At 72.4% G+C, this 20,869-nt stretch carries 14 protein-coding genes; 5 read left to right on the forward strand and 9 right to left on the reverse strand.

Annotated features, from left to right (window positions below; genetic code table 11):
* Positions 1–10: 10 nt before the first annotated feature.
* The 5 genes from ACZ7CD_RS17585 to ACZ7CD_RS17605 all read right to left on the reverse strand — a co-directional run bounded on the left by ACZ7CD_RS17585 (position 11) and on the right by ACZ7CD_RS17605 (position 9,907).
* Complete coding sequence (locus ACZ7CD_RS17585) at positions 11–6,184, reverse strand: Ig-like domain-containing protein (RefSeq protein WP_470379242.1); 6,174 nt, start codon at positions 6,182–6,184, stop codon at positions 11–13.
* Positions 6,185–6,289: 105 nt separating this feature from the next.
* Positions 6,290–7,771, reverse strand: a complete 1,482-nt coding sequence (locus ACZ7CD_RS17590; protein ID WP_470379243.1) for a serine/threonine-protein kinase — start codon at positions 7,769–7,771, stop codon at positions 6,290–6,292.
* The gene (locus tag ACZ7CD_RS17595; RefSeq protein ID WP_470379244.1) at positions 7,768–8,922 is read right to left on the reverse strand and encodes an FHA domain-containing protein; all 1,155 of its coding nucleotides are present in this window, start codon (positions 8,920–8,922) and stop codon (positions 7,768–7,770) included. The genes ACZ7CD_RS17590 and ACZ7CD_RS17595 overlap by 4 nt, the downstream gene beginning before the upstream one ends.
* A complete protein-coding gene (locus ACZ7CD_RS17600) occupies positions 8,919–9,659 on the reverse strand; it encodes a PP2C family protein-serine/threonine phosphatase (protein WP_470379245.1) in 741 nt (246 codons plus the stop codon). The genes ACZ7CD_RS17595 and ACZ7CD_RS17600 overlap by 4 nt, the downstream gene beginning before the upstream one ends.
* The gene (locus ACZ7CD_RS17605; RefSeq protein WP_360401597.1) at positions 9,656–9,907 is read right to left on the reverse strand and encodes a hypothetical protein; all 252 of its coding nucleotides are present in this window, start codon (positions 9,905–9,907) and stop codon (positions 9,656–9,658) included. Before ACZ7CD_RS17605 ends, ACZ7CD_RS17600 begins: the two co-directional genes overlap by 4 nt.
* A 206-nt stretch (positions 9,908–10,113) precedes the next feature.
* On the opposite strand from ACZ7CD_RS17605, the gene ACZ7CD_RS17610 reads away from it, so the two are divergent.
* On the forward strand, positions 10,114–10,794 hold the full coding sequence (locus tag ACZ7CD_RS17610; RefSeq protein WP_470379246.1) for a class I SAM-dependent methyltransferase: 681 nt from the start codon (positions 10,114–10,116) through the stop codon (positions 10,792–10,794).
* On the opposite strand, the gene ACZ7CD_RS17615 is transcribed toward ACZ7CD_RS17610, so the two are convergent.
* The 4 genes from ACZ7CD_RS17615 to ACZ7CD_RS17630 form a co-directional block, all read right to left on the reverse strand.
* Complete coding sequence (locus tag ACZ7CD_RS17615) at positions 10,782–12,983, reverse strand: rhamnogalacturonan lyase family protein (RefSeq protein WP_470368710.1); 2,202 nt, start codon at positions 12,981–12,983, stop codon at positions 10,782–10,784. The genes ACZ7CD_RS17610 and ACZ7CD_RS17615 overlap by 13 nt on opposite strands.
* Before the next feature lie 158 nt (positions 12,984–13,141).
* Entirely contained in the window at positions 13,142–14,362 is a 1,221-nt protein-coding gene (locus ACZ7CD_RS17620) for an extracellular catalytic domain type 2 short-chain-length polyhydroxyalkanoate depolymerase (RefSeq protein ID WP_470379247.1), read from the reverse strand.
* A gap of 138 nt (positions 14,363–14,500) precedes the next feature.
* Positions 14,501–15,319, reverse strand: coding sequence for an alpha/beta hydrolase (locus tag ACZ7CD_RS17625; protein WP_470373226.1), 819 nt, complete (start codon positions 15,317–15,319; stop codon positions 14,501–14,503).
* Positions 15,316–16,305: a hypothetical protein gene (locus tag ACZ7CD_RS17630; RefSeq protein WP_470379248.1), complete on the reverse strand. Its 990-nt coding sequence runs from the start codon at positions 16,303–16,305 to the stop codon at positions 15,316–15,318. The genes ACZ7CD_RS17625 and ACZ7CD_RS17630 overlap by 4 nt, the downstream gene beginning before the upstream one ends.
* 65 nt (positions 16,306–16,370) lie before the next feature.
* Between ACZ7CD_RS17630 and ACZ7CD_RS17635 the strand changes: the two genes are divergently transcribed.
* The 4 genes from ACZ7CD_RS17635 (at position 16,371) to ACZ7CD_RS17650 (ending at position 20,861) form a co-directional block, all read left to right on the forward strand.
* A complete protein-coding gene (locus ACZ7CD_RS17635; protein ID WP_360401579.1) occupies positions 16,371–16,844 on the forward strand; it encodes a (2Fe-2S)-binding protein in 474 nt (157 codons plus the stop codon).
* Entirely contained in the window at positions 16,841–18,886 is a 2,046-nt protein-coding gene (locus ACZ7CD_RS17640) for a xanthine dehydrogenase family protein molybdopterin-binding subunit (RefSeq protein WP_470379249.1), read from the forward strand. The genes ACZ7CD_RS17635 and ACZ7CD_RS17640 overlap by 4 nt, the downstream gene beginning before the upstream one ends.
* A 26-nt stretch (positions 18,887–18,912) precedes the next feature.
* On the forward strand, positions 18,913–19,389 hold the full coding sequence (locus ACZ7CD_RS17645; RefSeq protein WP_470379250.1) for a MarR family winged helix-turn-helix transcriptional regulator: 477 nt from the start codon (positions 18,913–18,915) through the stop codon (positions 19,387–19,389).
* Positions 19,390–19,496: 107 nt separating this feature from the next.
* On the forward strand, positions 19,497–20,861 hold the full coding sequence (locus ACZ7CD_RS17650) for an alpha-amylase (RefSeq protein WP_470368713.1): 1,365 nt from the start codon (positions 19,497–19,499) through the stop codon (positions 20,859–20,861).
* The last annotated feature ends 8 nt before the right edge of the window (positions 20,862–20,869 follow it).

Consider the following 20,869-nt stretch of genomic DNA (forward strand, 5'->3'; position numbering starts at 1 on the left):
CCTTCACTGTTCACCAACGGAATGATCCCTGGACGCCACCACAGGTCACGTAGACCTGTTCGCCCGGATATCCGTAGTAGTTCCTCGTCTGCCGGCGCTCGTTGGGGCCGAAGTTCTCGTTCACGAATCCGACCGGGCCGTGGTCGCTGTTGAACGTGCACGTCACGCTGCTGCTGAAATTCGCGGTCTGCACGACGACGTACGCACACGCCGAAGAAGTGCAGACACCTGATCCGTTGCACCCGCCCGCACCGCAGGCGGCTCCCTTCGACACCGTCACGGTGGGTGGCGGCGGAGGCGGTGGGGTGGCCTGCTGCCGGGACTGGCTCAGCGTCGGCCGGCCCGCGTCGGACACCGTCGCCGTCACGGTCACGGTCACGTTCTGCGAGTAGCCGACGTCCTGGCTGCCCGACCAGCTCCACCCGCCGACACCGGTGGTGAAGGTCTGGTCGAAGCCGCGGCTCGTCGTCACGCGCACGGTCGCGGGCTTGCCGTTCGGGTTCACCGAGACGGAGAAGTTGATGACCGTGTTGTTGTTCGAGGTGTTGAGCGCGAGGTCGCGCATCGGCCCGTAGGTGGTCACGCCCGCGGTGGCCGCGCTGTTGCACGGGTTGCCCGCGTACGCACCGCCACCACTGCCGTTGCACGCCTGGAGGCTGATCGTGACCGGCTGCCCGTTCGGCAGTCCGTTGATCGTCTGCGTCGCGCCGGCCTGCCCGCCGACCGGGTAGGTCCAGGTGCCGCACGAGCCGCCGGACCAGGTGCAGCTCACGGTGTTCGACCTGCCGTGCGAGGCGCCGACGTCGAACCGCAGCGCCGCCTGCCCGTCCACGCCGGTGGGTGCCGCGGTGAACCCGGTGATCGGGTCCGGGGTCGCGGTCGCCTCCATCTGCGCGGGCGCGCTGGCCGGCGAGGTGTGCCCGGCCGGTTCGGCCTCGGCGGCGGCGTTCGCGGCGACGACGGTGTAGCTGTAGATCGTGCCGTCGTTCTGCAGGCCGTCGTCCAGGCACGTGGTGGCGGTGACCTTCGAGCACACCGTCTTGGTGCCGCCGCCGGTGCGGGTCAGCGCGTAGGTCGTGGGGCCGGGGCCGTTCGCACCGACCGCGCCCCACGACACGGTGACCGCGCGGGTCTGGGCGTTCGCGGCGTTCGTCGCGGTGAACGCCGGCGCCGCCGGGGCGTCCGGGGCACCGGCCGACTGGCCCTCGACGGTGACCGCGGGGCCGGGGCCCTGCGAGTTGACCGCGATCACCGTGAACACGGTCTGCGCGTCGTTGTCGAGGCCGGTGGCCGTCACGCTCGTCGCACCGCCGGGTGCCGTCGTGCGGCCACCGCCGGACCAGCTGATCTCGTGCCGCAGCACGGGCGTGCCCTCGTTGGCGGCCGCGGCCCAGCTCAGCTTCAGCGTGCCGTCCCGCGGCTCGGACGTGCTGAGCCCGGTGACGGCGCCGGGCACCGTGTTCGGCTGGGCCGGCGCGGACGAGCCGCTCGGCTTGCCCCACCCGACGAGGTTGTGCGCCCGCACGGTGAACGTGTACTCCGTGCCGTTGGACAACCCGGTGATCGTGCACGGCGACGCCGGGCACACCTGCTTGCCGCGGCCGTGGTCGACCTCGTAGGAGTCGATCGGCGCGCCGTTGCCCGAGGGCGTGCTCCAGGACAGTTCGACGACCTTGCTCAGCACCGTGCGACCGGTCACCGGGGTGCCGGGGGCGTCGGGCACGCCGAGCACGTTCAGCCTGATCCGGCCGGTGACCCTGCGGTCCTCCCGGCCGGTGTCGGCCACGTCGGTCACGACGACGTTGAACTCCATGGCGCCGTGCGCGTCGCCGTTCGGGGTGATGCGCACGGTCGAGCCCTCGTTGCTCACGTTCGCCCCGGCACCGTTGACCCGGGTGACCGCGACGACGGAGATCTTCGGGTCGCGCAGCTGCGAGCGCACGTAGGAGACGAGGTCGACGGTCGCCGTGTCGCCCGCCTTCACGCCGTCCACCGTCACCGGTGCGATGGCGGGCGGCAGTGCGGCGGCGACCTCCACCACGAGCTTGCTCTTCGGCCCGTCGCCCGCGCCGACCTCGATCGTGCCGGTCGAGCCCGGCTTCGCGCCGCCGGCCGCGGTGACGGTCAGCGTGCGTTCGCCGGAACCCTCCAGCGACACGCCGTCCGGCTGTTCGAGCCAGCTCGCCCGGTACCGGACGTCCCCGAGCCTCGACCGGTCGGCGACCCACACGTGGCACACGGACGTGACGTCGACCTTCACCGGAAGGCCTCCCTCGACGACCGCGAGCGCCGAGGACGGGCACCGCAGCACCGGCGTGTCGGGGCCGACCTGCACCGGCACCGTGATCAGGGCGAACTTGCCCTCGGGGTCGGTGAGCGAGCTGCCGTCGGTGACCTGGAACGTGACCGCGGCCGGTCCGGTGTAGCCGTCGCGCGCGGTGAGGACGAGCCCGGTGTCGCCCTCGTTGCGCACCGCCAGCCCGGTCGAGGGCGCGGCGGTGACCCGGTCGACCGTCGTGAGCTTGGGCTGCTTGCCCGACGGGACCTCGACGTAGTCCTCGACCTGCACGGTCACGGAACCGTCCGCGGGCACGGAGATCAGCTTGTCCGGGATGGCGCGCGGGGCGCCGGTGCCCTTCGACGGCACGTGCACCAGCCCCGCCGCCGTGGCTCCGGAAGCGTCCCTGACCTCGTAGACGAGGGTGCGCGGGTGGTCGCCGACCGGCACGGTCGCCTTGAGCCCGGAGACCTCGGCCCGCTCGTGGAAGACCTTGGTGACCTCCAGCTCGCCGGCCGGCCCGTCGGGGTCCGCGACCGCGCCGGCGAGGTCCACCTCAACCGTGCTGTCGCCCTTGCTCACCAGTGGGAACAGCTCGCCGGCGACCGGCGGGACCTGGAAGCCCTCCCGGCTGCGGACGGTGAGCGTGGCGACCGAGGGCTGGCCGAGTCCGTTGGTGACGGCGTAGGCGATCACCAGCGGCTTGCCGGTGAGGTCCGGCGCGGTCAGCTCGATGCGGCCGTCGGTGGCCTTCACGTCACCGGGCAGCGACGGGTTGCGCGCCTCCAGCGGTTCGACGGTCACCGTGTCGCCGGGTGCCCGCACGTCGTTGGCGAGCACGTCGACGGCCAGGCGCGCACCGGGTGCGGCGGTCACGACGTCGTCCACCGCGACCGGTGGCTGCGGGTCTCCCGGCGGCACCACGGCGACGCGGACCAGCGACTCGCCGGTGCGGCCGTAGGAGTCGGTGACGACGAACCCGAACGTGTCGGTCCCGTTCGAGGTCGGGAACGCCTCGTAGGTCAGCGAGGTGCCGGCGATCCCGACGACGCGGCCGATCGCCGGTGCGGACGCGATGCCGGTGACCGCGACCGAGTCGCCGTCGGGGTCAGCGCCGCTCGACGGCACGGTGACCGTCACCCGGTCGCCGGCGACGACCCGCACCTCGACGGGTTCCGGTGCCGGCGGCTGGTTCGGGTTGGCGGGCGTCGGCGCCGGGTTCACGGTCACGTGCGCGTGGCCGACGGCCTGGTCGCCGTCCGGGTTCTGCACCACGTAGGAGACGTCGGCGACGAACGGGGTGTCGAGCCGGTCCGGTGCCACGTAGCGGACCACGTCGCCCGCGACGTAGGCGGTGCCCGCGTCCTGGCGGCCGTCCCGCGTGGTGACGGTCAGGCGCCCGGTGCCCGGCGCGCCCTGCACGTTGGACTGCAGCGTCAGCGGGGCACCGGCCGGTGAGATGTCGTTGTCCAGCACCGGGATCGTCGCCGAGTCACCGGCGCGGGCCGCCGCCCGGTCGTCTTTGGGCACCGGGGTGTCGTCCGCGGGCGGCGGCAGCTGGGTGACGGTGACCTCGCCGGTCACCGGGCCGGTCACGCCGTCGGTCACGGTGTAGCGCACGACCTGCGGGTTGCGGTCGAGGGTGGGCGCGGTCGCGTTGATCCGCAGCCAGCGGCCCTTGACGACGGCGACCTCGAGCTGACCGGAGGTGCTCTCGGCGTGCTGCACGCCCAGCAGCGACCCCGCCGGGCTGAAGTCGTTGGCCAGCACGTCGGCGACGACGGGTTCCTGACCGCGCACCACCGCGTTGTCCGGCATGGCGACCGGCGGCAGCGGGGAGGCGGGTGCGGCGGCGACGTCGATGCGGATGGCGCCCTTGGCGAACGGCGCGTTGCCGAACGCCGCGGTGTAGTCCAGCGGGAAGGTGCCCGGCTTCGTCGCGGTCAGCGTGACCAGGCCGGTCTTCGTGTCGGTGGTGACCGTCGCGCCCGCGATCGGTGCCACGTCGGCGGCGAGCCGCAGTTCGGCGGCGGGGTCGACCGGGTCGGCGCCGGGCAGGTCGTTCTCCAGCGGGCGCACCAGGACCGGTGTGCCGACCTGGCCCCGTGCGACGTCCGGGCGCGCGACCGGGGGCAGGGCGGCCGGTGCGGCGGCGTCGAGCACCCGCACGCGTTCCGCTCCCGCGACGGCGTTCGCGATGCCGTCGGTGACCCGGTAGTCGACCGCCTGCTGACCGGCCTGGACCGGTGCCGCGTACTCGACGAACCCGGTGTTGGTCGTGGTCGCGACACCCGCCTTGGCCGCGGCCTCGGTCAGCACGACCGGGTCGCCGTCGAAGTCGCGCCAGTCCGCGAGCACCGGCAGCGTCAACCGGCCACCGGAGGCGACCGACCACTCGTGCGGCACAGCGCCCTTGCGCACGGCGGGCGCCTCGTTCTGCGTCGCGGTGCGCACCTGCACGGTGACGGCGGCCGTGGCGTTGAGGCCCTTGCCGTCGTCGACGGTGTACTTGAAGTGCGCGTCCTGGGCCTGCTCCGGCAGCGTCACCTCGACGGTCTGCCCGTCCGGGGCGATCGCGAGCGCCACGTCCTTGCGGTCGAGGTCGCTCACGGCCGTGACGGACAGGATGTTGCCCGCGGGGTCGGAGTCGTTGTCGAGCACGTGCAGCACCGTGGTGCGGCCGGGTCGTGCGCCGAGCGTGTCGTCGGAGGCCTTCGGCGGCTTGTCCTTGGCGGACTCGGTGGTGTTCTCGTTCTTGTCCTTGTCGCTGGGGTTCTGCTGGGGCGGCGGCTTCACCGACTGCCAGTCGTCGACCTTGCGCTGAGTGCTCAGGTCCCACACCGCGCCGGTCGCGACGTCGTTCAGCACGATCGCCTTGCGGTTCACCCGGAACACCGGCTGCACCAGCGCCTTCGCGTCCCGGATGTTGCCCGGTGCGGCCTTCTGGCCGCCGCACGAGCGGAAGTAGCCGCCGGACGCGCCGGCCCACGCGGCGTGCACGCAGTCGCCGAGCCGCACCGGTTCGGCCGGGGCACCGTCCACGCCCTCGTGCAGCATCACCGCGCCGTCGCCGTCCAGGTCGAACGCCGTCAGCTCGGTCCGGCCGGCCACGACGACCGCGGCCGCCTCCGGTCCTGCGTGCTGCAGCACGGACTCGCGCCCGGCCCGCGCGGTGCGGCCGCCGGGCAGGAAGAGGGTGCCGGACTCCGCGTCGAGCACGACGGCGTCGTTGCCGACGGCGGTGATCGCCGGTGCCTTGAGGGCGGTGGGGAGCTTGCCGTACTCGGGTTCGCCGAAACCGGTCCCGGCCGGGGTCACCCGCACCGTGCGGCCGTTGGCGGACACGGCGTGCACCGCACCGTCCAGCCCGACCGCCAGCGCGGCGGTGTCGGCGGCGTCCAGGCCGGCGAGCGGCGGGGTCTCCTGGCTCACCTGGTCGAGCGCGCTCACGCCGGCGGCGACGTCGACTCGGGTCGCCCAGACCTTGCCCGCGGCGGGGTCGAGCACGGCGAGCGTGCCCCCCGCGAGCGCCACCTGGCCGCCGCTGGGCAACGCCAGCCCGTGGTCACCGAGCGTCACCGAGCGGGCGACGTCGACCGGGTACAGCTTGCCGCCTGCCCGGTCCCGCGCGACCACCGCGGAGGCGTCCTGGACGACGTCGAGCTGATAGCTCTGCCGCGCCCCACCGGGCGGGTTGAACGCGGCGTCGAGCGCTCCGACCGGTTTGTTGAGCCGGCCGAACAAACCGTCGCGGTCACTGGTGACCCAGACACCGCCGTCGTCGAGGTCGACCTGGCGGACCGGATTTCCGGTGGACGTGAACGCGTAGGCGACGAGTGAGGCGGCCGCGAGAACGAGCACCGTTCCGGACGCGAGCGTGGTCCGGTGCTTTCGGAAGAATCCCACTGTTCCCCTCGTTTGCGGTCGCGGCGCTCCCCGGCGGTTCCGTCAACCGCCTGTCGGGCCGATCCCTGAATCCGTTGCAGCTTTCACCCGAATGCGGGCGGAGGATTATCCGCAGCTCTCCTGCGACCAGTCGGCGGTCGCGTTGCTGCCGTCCGCGCGCACGACTTTCACCTGGAGGCACACGGGGTTCGCGCCCTCGACGACCACCTTCGGCGCCTTCTCCACACCGGTGCGGGCACCGTCGGACGTGCGCCAGGAGAACGTGTCCGTGGCCTGCTGGGCCGAGTAGCTCCACTCGAACCGGACTGTTCCCGCGTCCACGCGCGTCGCGGTGATCACCGGACGGCCCGGCGGGGCGCTGCCCGCGCCCGCGTTCTGGTCGGGGACGTCGTCGACGACGGTGGCCGGCGCCGGTCCGGTCGCGGGTTCCTCCCCGCCGGACAACAGGAACACGCCCACACCGATGATCGCGACCGCCGCGGCGGCACCGGCGGCGTACAGCGGCCAGCGCACCCGTTCCACGTGCTCCGCCGGTGTCGGCCGCGGTGCGGAGGCGGGCCCCCGGACGATCGTCGCCGGCTGCGGGTTTCCCTGCCGCACCAGGGTGTGCGGGGCGCGGGGCGCCGTCGGCGGCACCCGTTGCCGGGTCGGCGGCGCGGTGCGCGGAGCAGGCGGCGCGAACGACGGGACGCCGGCCGTGCGCACCGGGTGCCGCTCCGGCACGGTGCCGGGCATCAGCACCAGTTCGGTCCGGCCGAACCGGTACATCACCTGGATCCGCTGCAGCTCGGCGGCGAAGTCGAGCAGGGAACCCGGCCGTGCCGCCGGGTCCTGGTCCATGGCGCGCAACAACAACCGCCGGAGCTCGTCGGGTGCGGCCAGCTGGTCCGGCCGCCACCCGCTCACGATCCGGTGCTGGACTGCCTCGACCGAGTGGTCGGTGCCGAGCGGCATGAACGGCGACCGTCCCACGAGGAGGTGCCACAGCGTCGCGGCGAACGAGAACACCTCGGTGCGCACGCCGTACCTCGCCACGGCGTCCACGCCGAACAGCTCGGGCGCCGACCACGGCGGCGACAGCGCCACCTGCGTCTCCCGGCCGCGGTCCGCGAGCCGGCCCGCGATGCCGAAGTCGGTCAGGCACGCGTCGCCGGACTCGTTCATGAGCACGTTGGCCGGCTTGATGTCGCGGTGCAGCATCCCGCGCCCGTGCGCCGTCTCCAGCGCGCCCGCGATCTGCACCCCGATGTCGAGGACCTGCTTGACCGACAACGGCATCCGGCTCGCCATCTTCGCCAGGTCGCCACCGGGGCAGTACTCCATCACCAGGTACGGGCGCCCGTCCACCGCGGTGCCGGTGCCGTACACCGTGACGACGTTGCGGTGCTTGCGCAGCTTCGCCATCGACTCGCCCTCGGCGAGGAACCGCTCGCGCACCTCGTCGGACAGGCCGGCCGTCTGCGGCACCTTGACCGCGACGTCGTCCTTGAGCTTGCCGTCGTAGTAGCGGTGCACCGTCGCGAAGCCGCCCGCACCGATGTCACCGCGGTACTCGAAGTCCGGGATCGCCGGTGGTCCCAGCGTCATCCGCCCACCTCGAACGTGAAGAAGACCTGCTCGCTCAGCGACACCCTGGTCCTGGGGGTGAGGAACTGCTCGATGTGCGGGGCCAGCTGCTCCGGCGGGCAGCCGGGGCGGGAGATCGTGGTGCCGTTGGTGGAACCGAGGTCGCGCACCAGCACGTCCCAGCCCTCTAGCCGCACCTCGACGTGGGTCCGCGAGATCTCCGCGTCGGTCTCGCTGCCGACCTGCACGAGGTTCGCGTGCCTGCGGTCACCACCGGGGTCGCGGCCCACCACCACGTCCCGGTCGAGCGCGATCGTGTCGCCGGTGGACATCCGCAGCAGGCCCAGCACGGGCCTGTCCAGCACGATGGCGACTTGGTCGGGCAGCAGGACCTCGCACACCCGGCAGTGCACCGCGTAGTCCGAGCTGAGGTGTCCCGACGGGCACCGCCGCGCCCGCACCCGGTGGTTCCCCGCGTGCAGCATCCGGGTGTCGCCGGGAGACATGGCGTTCGTGCGCAGCACCGTGTGCGTCACCGGCTCGGCGGGTGGCGCCGCAGCGGCGACCCGGGGCGCCCAGTCGAACGACTGGATCACGCCACCGGTCCGGGCGAGCGCGGGCATCGGCGGTGGTGCGACGTGGTCGCGGACGACGGGCAGGTCGACCGGTTCTTCCTGGCGCACAACGGTGTGCTCGACGACCTCGGTCTGCGGGGCCGGTTGCGGCGGCAGAGCTGCGGCGACGTCGGACAGCGTCACGACGAGCTCACCCGCGAGGACCACGCCCCCGCGCAACGGCAGCGCGGTGCCTCCCGGACCGGCGGTGACCCGCAGCCGGGCCACGTCGTCCAGGCCGCGGTCCACCCACGTCGCGACACCGGCCGCGGTGATCTCCTCGACGGCACCGGACCCGGTGACGGCCTGCAGCTGGACCTCGCCGCGCACCACGGCGCGCTGTTCGGTCGCGGTCACGCGGACGAGCGCGAACCCGCTCACCGCGCGGAACCCCTCGTGCACGATCGCGGCGAGCACCTCGTCCAGCGGCTCGTCCGCGCGCACCAGCTCCCAGCAGCGGCGGACCAGGTCGGAGCCGGGTGCCACGGACAGCAGGAGCCACGTCCGCTCCCCCACCACGGCGGTCCACGTGCCCGGCACGTACTCGACAGCGGTCATCGCGAACCCCGCGGTGCCGTGTCGCAGCTGGACGCGACCGCCTCGGTGTAGTCGACCACCAGCGCGGTGACGTTGTCGCGGGCCCCGGCGACGACGGCGCGGGCGACGAGGTCCGCCGCGGCACCGGCCGCGTCGGCGTGCAGCCGCAGCACCTCGTCCAGCTCGTCGTCCGCGAGCTCGCCGGTCAGCCCGTCCGTGCAGATCAGGAACCGCTCGCCGGCCCGCGGCGGGAACACCCACAGGTCCGGGTCACCGGCGCCGGTGCTGCCGAGCACCCTGGTGACGACGTGCCGGCGGAGGTAGGTCCTGACCTCGTCCGCGGTCAGCACCCCGGCCGCCACGAGCTCCTGCGCCTCCGAGTGGTCGACGGTGAGCTGCGTCAGCCCCGCGCCGTCGAGGCGGTAGACCCGCGAGTCGCCGACGTTGAACACGACCCAGTGCGGCTGCCCGGAGAACGCGACCAGCGCGAGCCCCGCGACCGTCGTCATCCCGCCGTGCTCGGCCTCCACCAGCGACCGGCCGGCGGCGGCCAGCGTCGCCCGCACGTCCTCCACCCCCGGCAGCTCCAGCCCGTCGAGCTCCCGCAGCCGCGCGACCACGAGCCCGCTCGCGACCTCGCCGGCCGCGTGCCCGCCGACCCCGTCGGCCACGGCGAACACCTGCCTGCCCGCGACGGCGTCGTCCTCGTTGACCGTCCGCACCACGCCGGGGTGCGTGGTCAGCCCCGTCCGGATCACCGTGCTCCCACCACGTCCGGGAACAGCTCGCCGACGCGGGCGCACGCCTCGCCGGGACTGACCGGGGTGCTCCTGCCGGGGTCGTCCTCGGAGTCCGAGAGGTACCAGGCCCCCGCGGCGTCGTGGCCGCGCCAGGGCGAACCGAGGAGCACGACCGCGAGCTCGGAGCGGACGCCGTCCACCCGGTCGGCGCACGCGAGCAGCGTCGACGCCAACCGGTCGAGCCGGTCCGGATCGGACCCGATCACCGCGCACACCCGCATTTCCTCCGCTCACCCGTTCGGACCTCTCGTCGTTCGGCGCACGCTCGGCGTTAGCTGAAATTTGGGGACAAAAAGTGGTCAGCGGAAGGCGAAACGTTCCGGCCGCGAGAAGCGATGGAGTTCGACCGACCAAGGCACGGGCGCGGAAATCGACACTCCCGGCGTCGTGTCCGGTTTGCTAGCTTTGCCCGATGAGTCGTGTTGGTCGGCTGCTGCGCACGGGCTACTACACCGCCGGTTACGGGCGGCGGTTCCCCGGCCACGACCGCGTCGAGCGGTTCGTCCGCGACTTCGAGGCGCGGGAGGCCAAGGGGGACACGCCCCGGGAGCGGGCCGCGTGGGACGCGCAGTACGCCAGGGGCGAGTGGGACCACCTGGCGGGACTGGGCGAGCAGGCGCACTACGCGGTGATCGTCGGGTACGGGACGTTCTTCGCGCCGGGTGGCAGTGTGCTCGACGTCGGGTGCGGTGAAGGGGTGCTGCACAGCCGGTGGCTGCCGCACGGGTACGAGCGGTACGTCGGGCTCGACATCTCCGAGGTGGCCGTGCGGAGGCTGGCGCAGCGGGTGGACGAGCGCACGGAGTTCCGGGCCGCCGACGCGGACACGCACACGCCGGACGGGAAGTTCGACGTGATCGTGTTCAACGAGAGCCTGTACTACCTCACCGATCCGCTGGTGGCGCTCGAACGGTACGAGCGGGCGCTCACGCCCGACGGCGTGGTGATCGTGTCCATGTTCCTGGGCTCCCGCCGGTCCCGCGCCATCCTCGGTGCGGTCCGGCGGGAGCGCCGGGTCGTGGACTCCACGCGCACCACTCAGGGTGCGACGTCGTGGGAATGCCTTGTGCTCAAACCCCTTCAGCCCGCGTAGTGCACGTCCGGCCACGGCGGGGTGGCCATGCCGGCACCGATGTGGAAGCTCGGGTGCGGGGGCTGGTTGTAAGCCGTGTTCTGCCACGCGATGGCGACGCGGTACATCGGGTCGTGCATCAGCGTCGGGATGCGGCGGTCGGTTTGCGCCGGCGTGCTGTAGATGCGGAGCGCGCGGTTGTCGGTCGTGGGCCAGATGACCTCTTCGCGCCAGTCACCGAGGATGTCGCCGGAGAGCGACGGGGTGGACTTGGTGCCGTTGTTGGAGTGCACGTCGGCCGCGGTGAGCAGGCGGGTGTCGGCGGAGGTGCCGTACTTGTCGACGTGCGTGCCGTCGAGGAGCTCGCGGGTGGGGTCACCGTCCCACCACAGCAGGAAGTTCGCCGAGGACGGTTTGCGGCCGACGGCCTGGCCCCTGGTGTCGCGGAGCTGGCTGTCGGCGCTGGACCAGGACTCGGCACCGGGGCTGCCGGGGTGGATGTCGCCGGAGACGCCGCGGCCGTTGTCGCCGGCGGCCGGGGTCTGCCAGAGGACCTGGCCGGTGCGGGCGTCGGCGAACCAGGACGCGGGTTTGCTGGCGTCCTCGGAGACCTTGTAGTACTCGAGGCCCGGGCGGGACGGGTCGAGGTCGCCGAGGTGGGCGGCGTCGCCGTGGCCGAAGCGGGTGTTCCAGAGGCCGCGGCCGGTGTCGTCCACGACCGCCGCGCCGTAGACGATCTCGTCGCGGCCGTCGGCGTCCACGTCGCCGATGGTCAGCGAGTGGTTGCCCTGGCCCGCGTAGGCGGTGTTGCTGTTCGAGTCGAACGTCCAGCGCTTCACGAGCTGGCCGCCGCGGAAGTCCCAGGCGGCGATCACCGAACGGGTGTAGTAGCCGCGGGCCATGATCAACGACGGCCGCGCACCGTCGAGGTAGGCGGTGCCCGCGAGGAAGCGGTCGACGCGGTTGCCGTAGCTGTCGCCCCACGAGGACACGGTGCCGCGCGGCGGGTCGTAGCTCACGGTGGACACCGCGGCACCGGTGAGACCGTTGAACATCGTCAGGAACTCGGGCCCGCTCAGCACGTAGCCGTCGCTGTTGCGGTAGTCGGCGGAGGCGTTGCCGATGACCGTGCCGCGGCCGTCACGGGTGCCGTCCGCGGTCTTCATCGCGATCTCGGCACGGCCGTCGCCGTCGTAGTCGTACACCTGGAACTGGGTGTAGTGCGCGCCGGAACGGATGTTGCGGCCCAGGTCGATGCGCCACAACCGGGTGCCGTCGAGGCGGTAGGCGTCGATGAACGTGTTCCCGGTGACGCCGGCCTGCGAGTTGTCCTTCGCGTTGTCCGGGTACCACTTCAGGAAGATCTCGTACCGGCCGTCGCCGTCGGCGTCGCCCACGCTGGCGTCGTTCGCGCTGTACCCGCCGGCCGGCGCGGAGATCGGCACGTCGAGGTAGCCCTGGGCGAACGACAGCGACGCCGGGGACGCGGGTTGCTCCACGCCGCCGGCGACCGCGCGCACGGTGTAGGACGCGCCCGCCGGGCCACCGGCGTCGAGGTAGTTCGTGGACGCCGTGACCGGTGCCGAGGTGAGCCTGGTGCCACCGCGGTACACGTGGAACCCCGTGTCGCGCGCGTCGCCGGCGAGCAGCCGCCAGCTGACCAGGTTGCCGCTGCCCGAACGGACGCTCACGACACCGCGGTCCAGCCGCTCGACCTGCTTGCGGCCGGTGGGGTCACCGGGCTCGGGTGCGGGAGTGGTGGTCGTGGTCGTCGTCGTGGTCGTCGTCGGCCCCACGCCGCCCGTGCACACCACGCCGTTCAAGGAGAACGACTCCGGCGTGCCCACCTCCGAGCCGGACACCGTGCCGTTGAACCCGAACGACGCCGTGCCACCGGTGGGCACGGCACCGTTCCAGTCCACATCGGACGCCGTCACGCTCGCGCCGGACGCCGTGAACCGCGCGTTCCAGCCTTCGCCGTACCGCTCGGAACCGGGGAACGTCCACGCCAGGCTCCACCCGGTCACCGGGTCGCCCAGGTTCGTGATCGTCACGTTCGCCGAGAACCCGCCCTGCCACCGGTTCTGCACCACGTAGTCGACTTTGCAGCCGGGTGCCGCCACGGCCAGTCCCGCCGCCGCGACACCCCCTGCCACCACACCGAGAGCCGCCGCCACGGCACCCACGCGCACACCAACGCTGCTGAGCACGTCTTCTCCCTCGAAGTCCGTTTTCTGGGAGCGCTCCCAGAAACCTGCCGTGCTTCATGACAGCACCGGACCGGAGAGGGGTCAAGGGCGGAAACGGGCCAACGCACCGCGCGAACGGCTTCTTTCGGTAAGCGCTTTCCACCCTTCACGGCGACGTGTCAGCACTTCACCCAGTAGTTCGGCTCGCTCTGCCGGACGCTGCTGGTGACGAACGTGTTCCACAGCCCGAGCGCCTGGTTGGAGCCCAGCGCGTAGGTCTGTCCCAGGTTCGCGTAAGCGCGGCCGGCGGTGGTGTGCGCGTAGTTGCTCGCGGTGACGCACTCCGACCCGGGTGACGTGGTGGTGGTCGTGGTCGGCGTCTGCCCGCTGGTCAGCGCCTTCACCATCGCCACGACGGCGGCCATCTGCGGACCGGACTTCAGCGGGTACGACGCGGACTGGTAGCCCCACCAGTCCCAGCACCCCCGCGGGTTGCCGGTCATCGTGGTGGCCTGCGGGTACAGCACGATCATGCGGTTGGTGTCGGCGTACTCGTTGAGGTAGCCCTTGTCCATCAACGCGTTCCCGACGAGCCCGTGGTACTGGTAGCAGCCGTGCAGGGTGACCATCAGCTTGCACGGCCCCGTTTCGCACGCCCGCGGCACGTACGCGAACCCGTCACGGCCCAGGCTGATCGCCGCCGCGTTCCCGCCGGGCGCGTACCGGCCCTGGTCGAACTGCACGAGCTTGCCGGTCAGCGACGACGCGGGCGCGGCCACCGACCCGAACAGGTGTCCGAGCATCTCGCGCACCGGGTCCGCGGTGCCGCAGTTGTTGACGTACGGCGAGGCCGTCGAGCCGCAGCTGTTCGGTCCGATCGGGCTGACCCACGCGTGCCCGGCGGCGGAGGTGTTGTCGTACGCCACCCTCGCACCGAAATCGCGGTAGTAGGTGGCCAGGTCGTCGTTCACCGCGCGGGCGACGGTCTGGTCGGCGCTGCCGTGGAACAGCCACACCGGGTCGCCGGACAGGTTCGCGGGCGGGTCGACCGTGCCCGCCGACGCACGGGTCCTGGTCAGCTGTTCCAGCTCGGCGGGCGTCTTGCGCGGCTGGTAGGTGTCCATGCACGCGTTCAGCGCGGTGGTGAGGTTGTTCTGGGCGCAGTCGTAGGGGCCCGCGGAGAAGATGCCCGCGCCCTGGAACACCCCGGAGTAGGCCACGTGCAGCTGGTTGGCCATGAAACCGCCGGACGACAACCCGCTGACGTACGTGCCGGTGACGTCGTAGCGGGCGAGGGTGCCCGGTTGCGGCGCGGGGACCGCCGCCAGCGAGATCGACAGGGACGCGGCGGCCAGGCCGGTGGCCGCCGCGAGTGCCAGGAACACGTTCCCGAGTCGCATGTGTTCGCCTCCGTCGGTGCAGGCAGGGACATGACGACCCCAGTGAAGACCCGGCAGGACGAGCGCACCACGTGCGCGGCCACCACCTCGTGCCGCCGTCCGCCGTGGACCCGCACCATTGCCCCGGCCGGCCGGAGCTCACATGGCGGCGAGCGCAGCCACCGTGGCCGCGACGATCCGGTCCTGCGCCTGGTCCCTCGGCACCGTCGGCGTCCCGTCGCCGGGCTGGTCGCCGTAGTCGCCGAAGAACGCGTGCACGGCGCCCGGCACGACCTCGAACCGGGTGTCCGCCGGCAGCCGCCGCCGCGAGTCGGCGACGTCCTGCGGGGTGGTGAACCCGTCCCGCTCCCCCGAGATCGACCACGCCGTCAGCCCTGCCCGCCCGGACAGGTCGCCGACCGGGTACGACGCCCACAGCACCAGGCCGCGCACCGAGCTGTCGGCGAGCACGTCCCGTCCGGCGGCCACACCGCCCAGCGAGTGCCCGCCGACCGCCCACACCGGCACCTCGGGGTGGGCGGCGCGCACCGGTGCCGTGTCACCGGCCAGCAACGCCATGTTCAGCGGCTCGCGCACGACCACCACGAGGAACCCCTGTGCCGCAACGCGTTTGAGCAACGGCAGGTAGGCGCGGTAGTCGACGCGGGCACCGGGGTGGAACACCAGCCCGGCGCGCACGGCACCGTCCGGCCGCAGCACCGCGGCGTCGTCCTCCACCCGCGTGGCCGCGAACGGCTGCAGGTACACGGCGGGCGCGACCAGCACCACGGCGAGCACCACCACGAGCCACGACGGTACCTTCCGCCACAGCGCGAGCCCGCCGCCCACCACGGCCACCGCGCCGAGCAGCACCGGCTGCGCCGGGTGCCCCGCCGTCAGCGGACCCCAGCCCGCGACCAGGAGCACCAGCGGCACCACCAGGCAGGCGGTCCCGGCCAGCCGCCGCGCCCAGGTCACGACCGGACCAGCGCGGCCGCGCGGACGCCGGCCCAGATCAGCAGCGCCAGCACCCCCACCAGCAGGTACTCGATCAACGGAATCCGCACCACCTCGTCGATCCGGTCGAGCCCGCGCCACGAGTACACCGCGAGCGCCGCCACCACGAACGTCCCGCCGATCCACCAGCGGGTGCGGGCGCTCAACCCGACGCCGTGCATCTGGGTGAGCACGAAGATCGCCACGAACCCGAACAGGAACATCGGCCACACCCCGTCCGGCCCCGAGTTCATCACCGCGACCAGTGTGCCGTGGATCGCGACCATCAGTTCGAGGGTGAGCGTCCACCACCGGTTCGTGTGAGCGCGGCTGAACATCAGGCTGCTCTGCACCAGCAGCAGGAACATGTAGAAGAAGCCGATGAGGTGCCCGCTGGTCGACTCCATCGGGTGGTACCAGAAGGTGTAGATCGCGGCCCAGCTGAACAGGTAGCCGTGGTAGCGGCGGGCGAACGACACCACCTGCGCGGAGATCGGCGCCGAACAGGTCAGCACCAGGCCGCGGCGGCGGTTCTCCATCAGCAGCACCCAGACCAGCAGCAGCACGACGGAACCCTGCGAGCTGAAGATCGACACGTCCTGCGCCAGGCCGTCGTAGAACAGCTGCGTCTGCACCGTGTGCAGCGCGATGAACCCGCCGTTCGCGGCCAGTGCGATGACGTTGATCCGGTGCAGGCCGTCGGTGTAGCGCCGCACCCTGGTCTGCGCGAAGTGGATGAGCCACCACGACACCAGCTGGTGCGCCGCGTAGCCCAGCCAGGCGGACGCCCTGGTCCAGGAGGTGGGGTCGGGCAGCTTCCAGTAGTACCAGGACGCACCCCGGTCGGGCAGCAGCTCGACCCCGTGCAGCCGCTGACCCAGCAGCCACACCAGGCCCGTGAGCAGCGCACTCGCCGCCACGCCCCACACCAGCACCCCTCGGGAGGAGCGCCGCACATCGTTCAGCATGCTGAGCATTATGCACGGTTCGTCGTGATATGTTCAGCGCACTGAGCAACTCGGGAGGCAGCGCGGTGGCCCGATATCTGTTGCGCGTCAACGGTGAACGGCACGAGGTCGACGTCGAGGGTGACACTCCCCTGCTGTGGGTGTTGCGCGACGAACTGGGGTTGACAGGGGTCAAGTACGGGTGCGGGGTCGGTCTGTGCGGCGCCTGCACGTCCCATGTGGACGGTGAGGCGGCACGGCCGTGCGTGCGCACGACCGCCGACAGCACGAGAACGCGGATCACCACCATCGAAGGGCTTTCGCGCGACGGCGACCACCCCGTGCAACGGGCGTGGCGCGAGCTCGACGTCGCCCAGTGCGGCTACTGCCAGCCGGGTCAGGTGATGGCCGCGGCGGCACTGCTCGCGAAGAACCCCGACCCGGACGACGCGGCGATCGAGGAGGCCTTGCGCGACAACGTCTGCCGCTGCGGCAGCTACCCGCGCATCCGCGCGGCGGTGCGCCGGGCGAGCCGGCTCATCCGCGAGGAGGACCGGTGATCAGCAGGCGGACCCTCCTGCGCGGTGCGGGAGCGGGAGCACTCGTCGTGGCGGTGCCGGTGCCGGCACTCGCGCAGGAGAGCTCCGAAGGCGCCACGGGCCTGGTGCCCACCGTCTTCGTGCGGCTGGACGACAAAGGCCGGATCACGGCCACGGTGCCACGGCCGGACACGGGCCAAGGCGTACGCACGGTCGTCGCGCTGATGGTCGCCGAAGAGCTCGCGGTCGACGCCGACGACATCACGTTGGAGCAGGCGCACGGCGACACGGAACGGTTCGGCTCGCAGGCCGTGGCGAACTCGTCGTCGGTGCGCCAGCTCGCCACGCCGATCCGCACGGCCGCCGCGACCGCGCGCTGCCTGCTGGTCACGGCCGCGGCGCAGCGCTGGAAGGTGCCGGTCGCCGAGTGCACGGCGAAGGACGGCACCGTGCGCCATCCACGCCGGGGCCGGCTCGCCTACCGGGCCCTCGTCCGCGCCGCCGCCGCACTCGACCCCGCCACGGTGCCGGTCGAGCTCACGCCGCCGGAGGAGTGGCGGCTGCTGGGCAAGACCCGCGGTGGCCGCGTGGACGCCCGCGACATCGTCACCGGTCGCACCCGGTACGGCATCGACGCCCGGCCGGCCGGCGGGTTCGTCGCGGTCGTGCTGCGCCCGCCGTGGCTCGGCGCGGTGCCGGACGCGGTCGACGACACCGCGGCCCGCGCGCTGCCGGGCGTGGTCGACGTGCTGACGCTGACCGCACCCGCCGAGGGCCAGGGCGGTGTGGCGGTCGTGGCGAAGTCGACCCACCAGGCGTTGCGCGGCCGGGACGCGCTGCGGGTCACGTGGCGCGGCGGCACCCCCGCGGCGGACAGCCGCGCGTGGCTCGCCGACCTGGAGGCCGCCCTCCCCGCGCAAAGCCCGATCGACGGCGTGCAGCGCGTCTACCGGATGCCGTTGCTCGCGCACGCGCCGATGGAACCGATGAACGCCACCGCGCACGTCCGCCCGGACGGGCTGACGGTGTGGGCACCGACGCAGGACCCCGGCGGCCTCCGCACGCAGCTGGCCCGCCAGCTCGCGATCCCCGCGACGTCCGTGCGGGTGGAGGCGACGGCGTCCGGCGGCGCGTTCGGGCGGCGCATCGAACCCGACCCCGTGCTGGAGGCCGTGGCCTGCTCGCGGAAGGTGGGTGCGGCCGTGCAGGTGCTGTGGACCCGCGCCGACGACATGCGCAACGACTCCTACCGGCCGATGTCGGTGCACCGGATGACCGCGCTCGTCGGACCCGACGGCCTGCCCACCCGGCGCTCGCACGAGGTCGTCACCTGGCCGTTGACCGTCCTGCCGATGTTCGCCAACCCGGCGTTGATCAAGGCGAGCGGCGACCACTTCCCGTACACCGTGCCCGGAGACGTCGTGGTCGGCGTGCGGCCGGCTCCGCTGCGGACCGGGTTCTGGCGCGCGGTCTACGCCGGGCAGTTCCTCTACGCCGAGGAGAACTTCCTCAGCGAGCTCGGCGCGCGGGCCGGTCTCGACCAGATCGCCCTGCGCAGGGCGCTGCTGCCGGCGGGGTCTCGGTTGCACCGGCTGCTCGACACCGTCGCCGAGAGGTCCCGCTGGGCGAAGTCACCCGCACCGGGCACGGCCCGCGGTGTCGCCTGCCACGAGGACTACGGCTCGGCGATCGCGGTGGTCGCCGTGGCCGAACCGGGGTCGCGCCGGGTGCTGCGCGTGCACGCCGCGGTCGACGTCGGCGTGGCCCTGCACCCGTCCGGTGTGCGGGCACAGGTCGAGGGGTGCGTGGTCGACGCGGTGTCCACTGTGCTCGGTGCGCAGATCACCGTCCGGGAAGGACGCGTCGTGGAGTCGTCGTTCAGCGACTACCGGTGGGCGCGCATCGGGCAGACACCCGACGTCGACGTCACGATCGTGCAGTCGAACGCCCCGCTGGGCGGTCTGGGCGAGCTGGCCTACCCGCCGGCGGCCGCGGCCGTCTCCGCGGCGCTCGCGGCCGGTGGCCCGGTCGCCGGCATGCCGTTCGGGACCGACGTGGGGTGATCGGGCGGGTCTGGGATGATGGGGTCGTGGCCGAGGGAGACGAGCTGGCGGTGGCGCACCGCCCGGACCAGGTGGGCGCGGACGTCGCCTCCTGGCCGACCGGCAGGCTCCTCTCGGTCGCGGCCCGCGTCGTCGAGAAGCGGTTCGACGACTTCCTCGCCGGCCGCGGCCTCACCCACGCCGGGATGATCACGCTGCACCACCTCGCCGACGGGCCGCGCTCGCAGCGCGAGCTGGCCGTGCTGTGCCGGGTCACCGACCAGACGATGAGCCGCACGATCGAGCACCTCGACCGCGGCGGCCACGTCGTGCGCAGCCAGGACCCCACCGACCGCAGGCGCACGTCGGTGAAGATCACCCCCGCCGGTCGCCGCGCGCTGGCCGCCGCCCGCCGGGAGGAACGCGAGTCCGACGCGCTGCTCGGCGCGGTCGACGACTACGAGCACTTCCGCCGCCAGCTGATCGCCCTGATCGCGGCGGCCACTTCGACCACACAGGACTAGTCCGTGCGCTTCGCGGACGAATTCGCGGAGAAAGTTCTTGCAACGCTTCCCGGTGCACGGGTCGGCCTGGTACGACCATGGGGAACCCCTGCAACCTAGGAGACAACGTGGTTTCCTCGGCTCTTCGCGTCCTGGTCACGGCCGTGCTGGCCGTGACGCTGTTCGCACCGGTGCAAAGTTTTGCGGCACCGCCGGGCAACAGGGACGTCACCGTCACCCTGTTCCAGTGGCCGTTCGCCCGCGTGGCCTCGGAGTGCACGACCGTGCTGGGCCCCAAGGGCTACGGGTACGTGGAGGTGTCCCCCGCCACCGAGCACGTCCAGGGTCCCCAGTGGTGGACCACCTACCAGCCGGTCAGCTACCGCATCGCCGGACGGCTCGGCGACGAGAACGCGTTCAGGAACATGATCTCGGCCTGCCACAGCGCGGGCGTCAAGGTCATCGCCGACGCGGTGGTCAACCACATGAGCGCGGGCTCCGGCACCGGCACCGGCGGCACCGGCTACTCGAAGTACAACTACCCCGGCGTGTACAGCGACTGGGACTTCCACTCGTGCCGCTCGCCGATCAGCAACTACCAGGACCGCTCCAACGTCCAGAACTGCGAGCTGGTCGGACTGTCCGACCTGAACACCGGCAGCGACTACGTGCGCGGCGCCATTGCCGGGTACCTCAACCGGCTCATCGCGATGGGCGTGGACGGGTTCCGCATCGACGCGGCCAAGCACATCGCGGCCGCCGACCTGTCCGCGATCAAGTCGAAGCTGACCAACCCGAACGTGTTCTGGGTGCACGAGGTCATCTACGGCGCCGGTGAGGCGGTGCAGCCGGGCGAGTACACCGGGTCCGGTGACGTGGACGAGTTCCGCTACGCCTACGACCTGAAGCGGATCTTCACCAACGAGAACCTGGCCTACCTGCGCACGTTCGGCCAGTCGTGGGGCTTCCTGCCCAGCGGCCAGGCCCGGCCGTTCGTGGACAACTGGGACACCGAGCGCAACGGGTCCACGTTGACCTACAAGGACAACTCGACCTACACGCTGGCGAACGTGTTCATGCTGGCGTGGAACTACGGTGCCCCGCAGGTCTACTCCGGCTACGAGTTCAGCGACAAGGACGCGGGCCCGCCCGGTGACTGGGCCTGCTACAACGGCGGCTGGAAGTGCCAGCACGCGTGGACGCAGATCGCGAACATGGTGGCGTTCCGCAACACCGTGGCCGGCACCGACGTGAACAACTGGCAGGACAACGGGTACGACCTGATCGCGTTCGGGCGGGGCAGCAAGGGCTTCGTCGCGATCAACCGGGAGACCTTCGCGGTCACCAGGACGTTCCAGACCGCCCTGCCCGCCGGGAGCTACTGCAACGTGCAGGAGACCGGCTGCGTGCGCGTGACGGTCGACTCGAACGGCCGGTTCACCCACACCCTCGGTGCGGGCACGGCGCTCGCGCTGCACGTCGGCGCGAGGTAGGCCGGGGT

It is taken from the genome of Lentzea sp. NPDC036949, assembly GCF_055608075.1.

Excerpts from the sequence above, each read along its gene's own strand:
- ACZ7CD_RS17590 (WP_470379243.1), bottom strand. The coding sequence starts at position 7,771 with ATGACGCTGGGACCACCGGCGATCCCGGACTTCGAGTACCGCGGTGAC.
- ACZ7CD_RS17595 (WP_470379244.1), bottom strand. The coding sequence starts at position 8,922 with ATGACCGCTGTCGAGTACGTGCCGGGCACGTGGACCGCCGTGGTGGGG.
- ACZ7CD_RS17610 (WP_470379246.1), top strand. The coding sequence starts at position 10,114 with ATGAGTCGTGTTGGTCGGCTGCTGCGCACGGGCTACTACACCGCCGGT.
- ACZ7CD_RS17620 (WP_470379247.1), bottom strand. The coding sequence starts at position 14,362 with ATGCGACTCGGGAACGTGTTCCTGGCACTCGCGGCGGCCACCGGCCTG.
- ACZ7CD_RS17630 (WP_470379248.1), bottom strand. The coding sequence starts at position 16,305 with ATGCTGAACGATGTGCGGCGCTCCTCCCGAGGGGTGCTGGTGTGGGGC.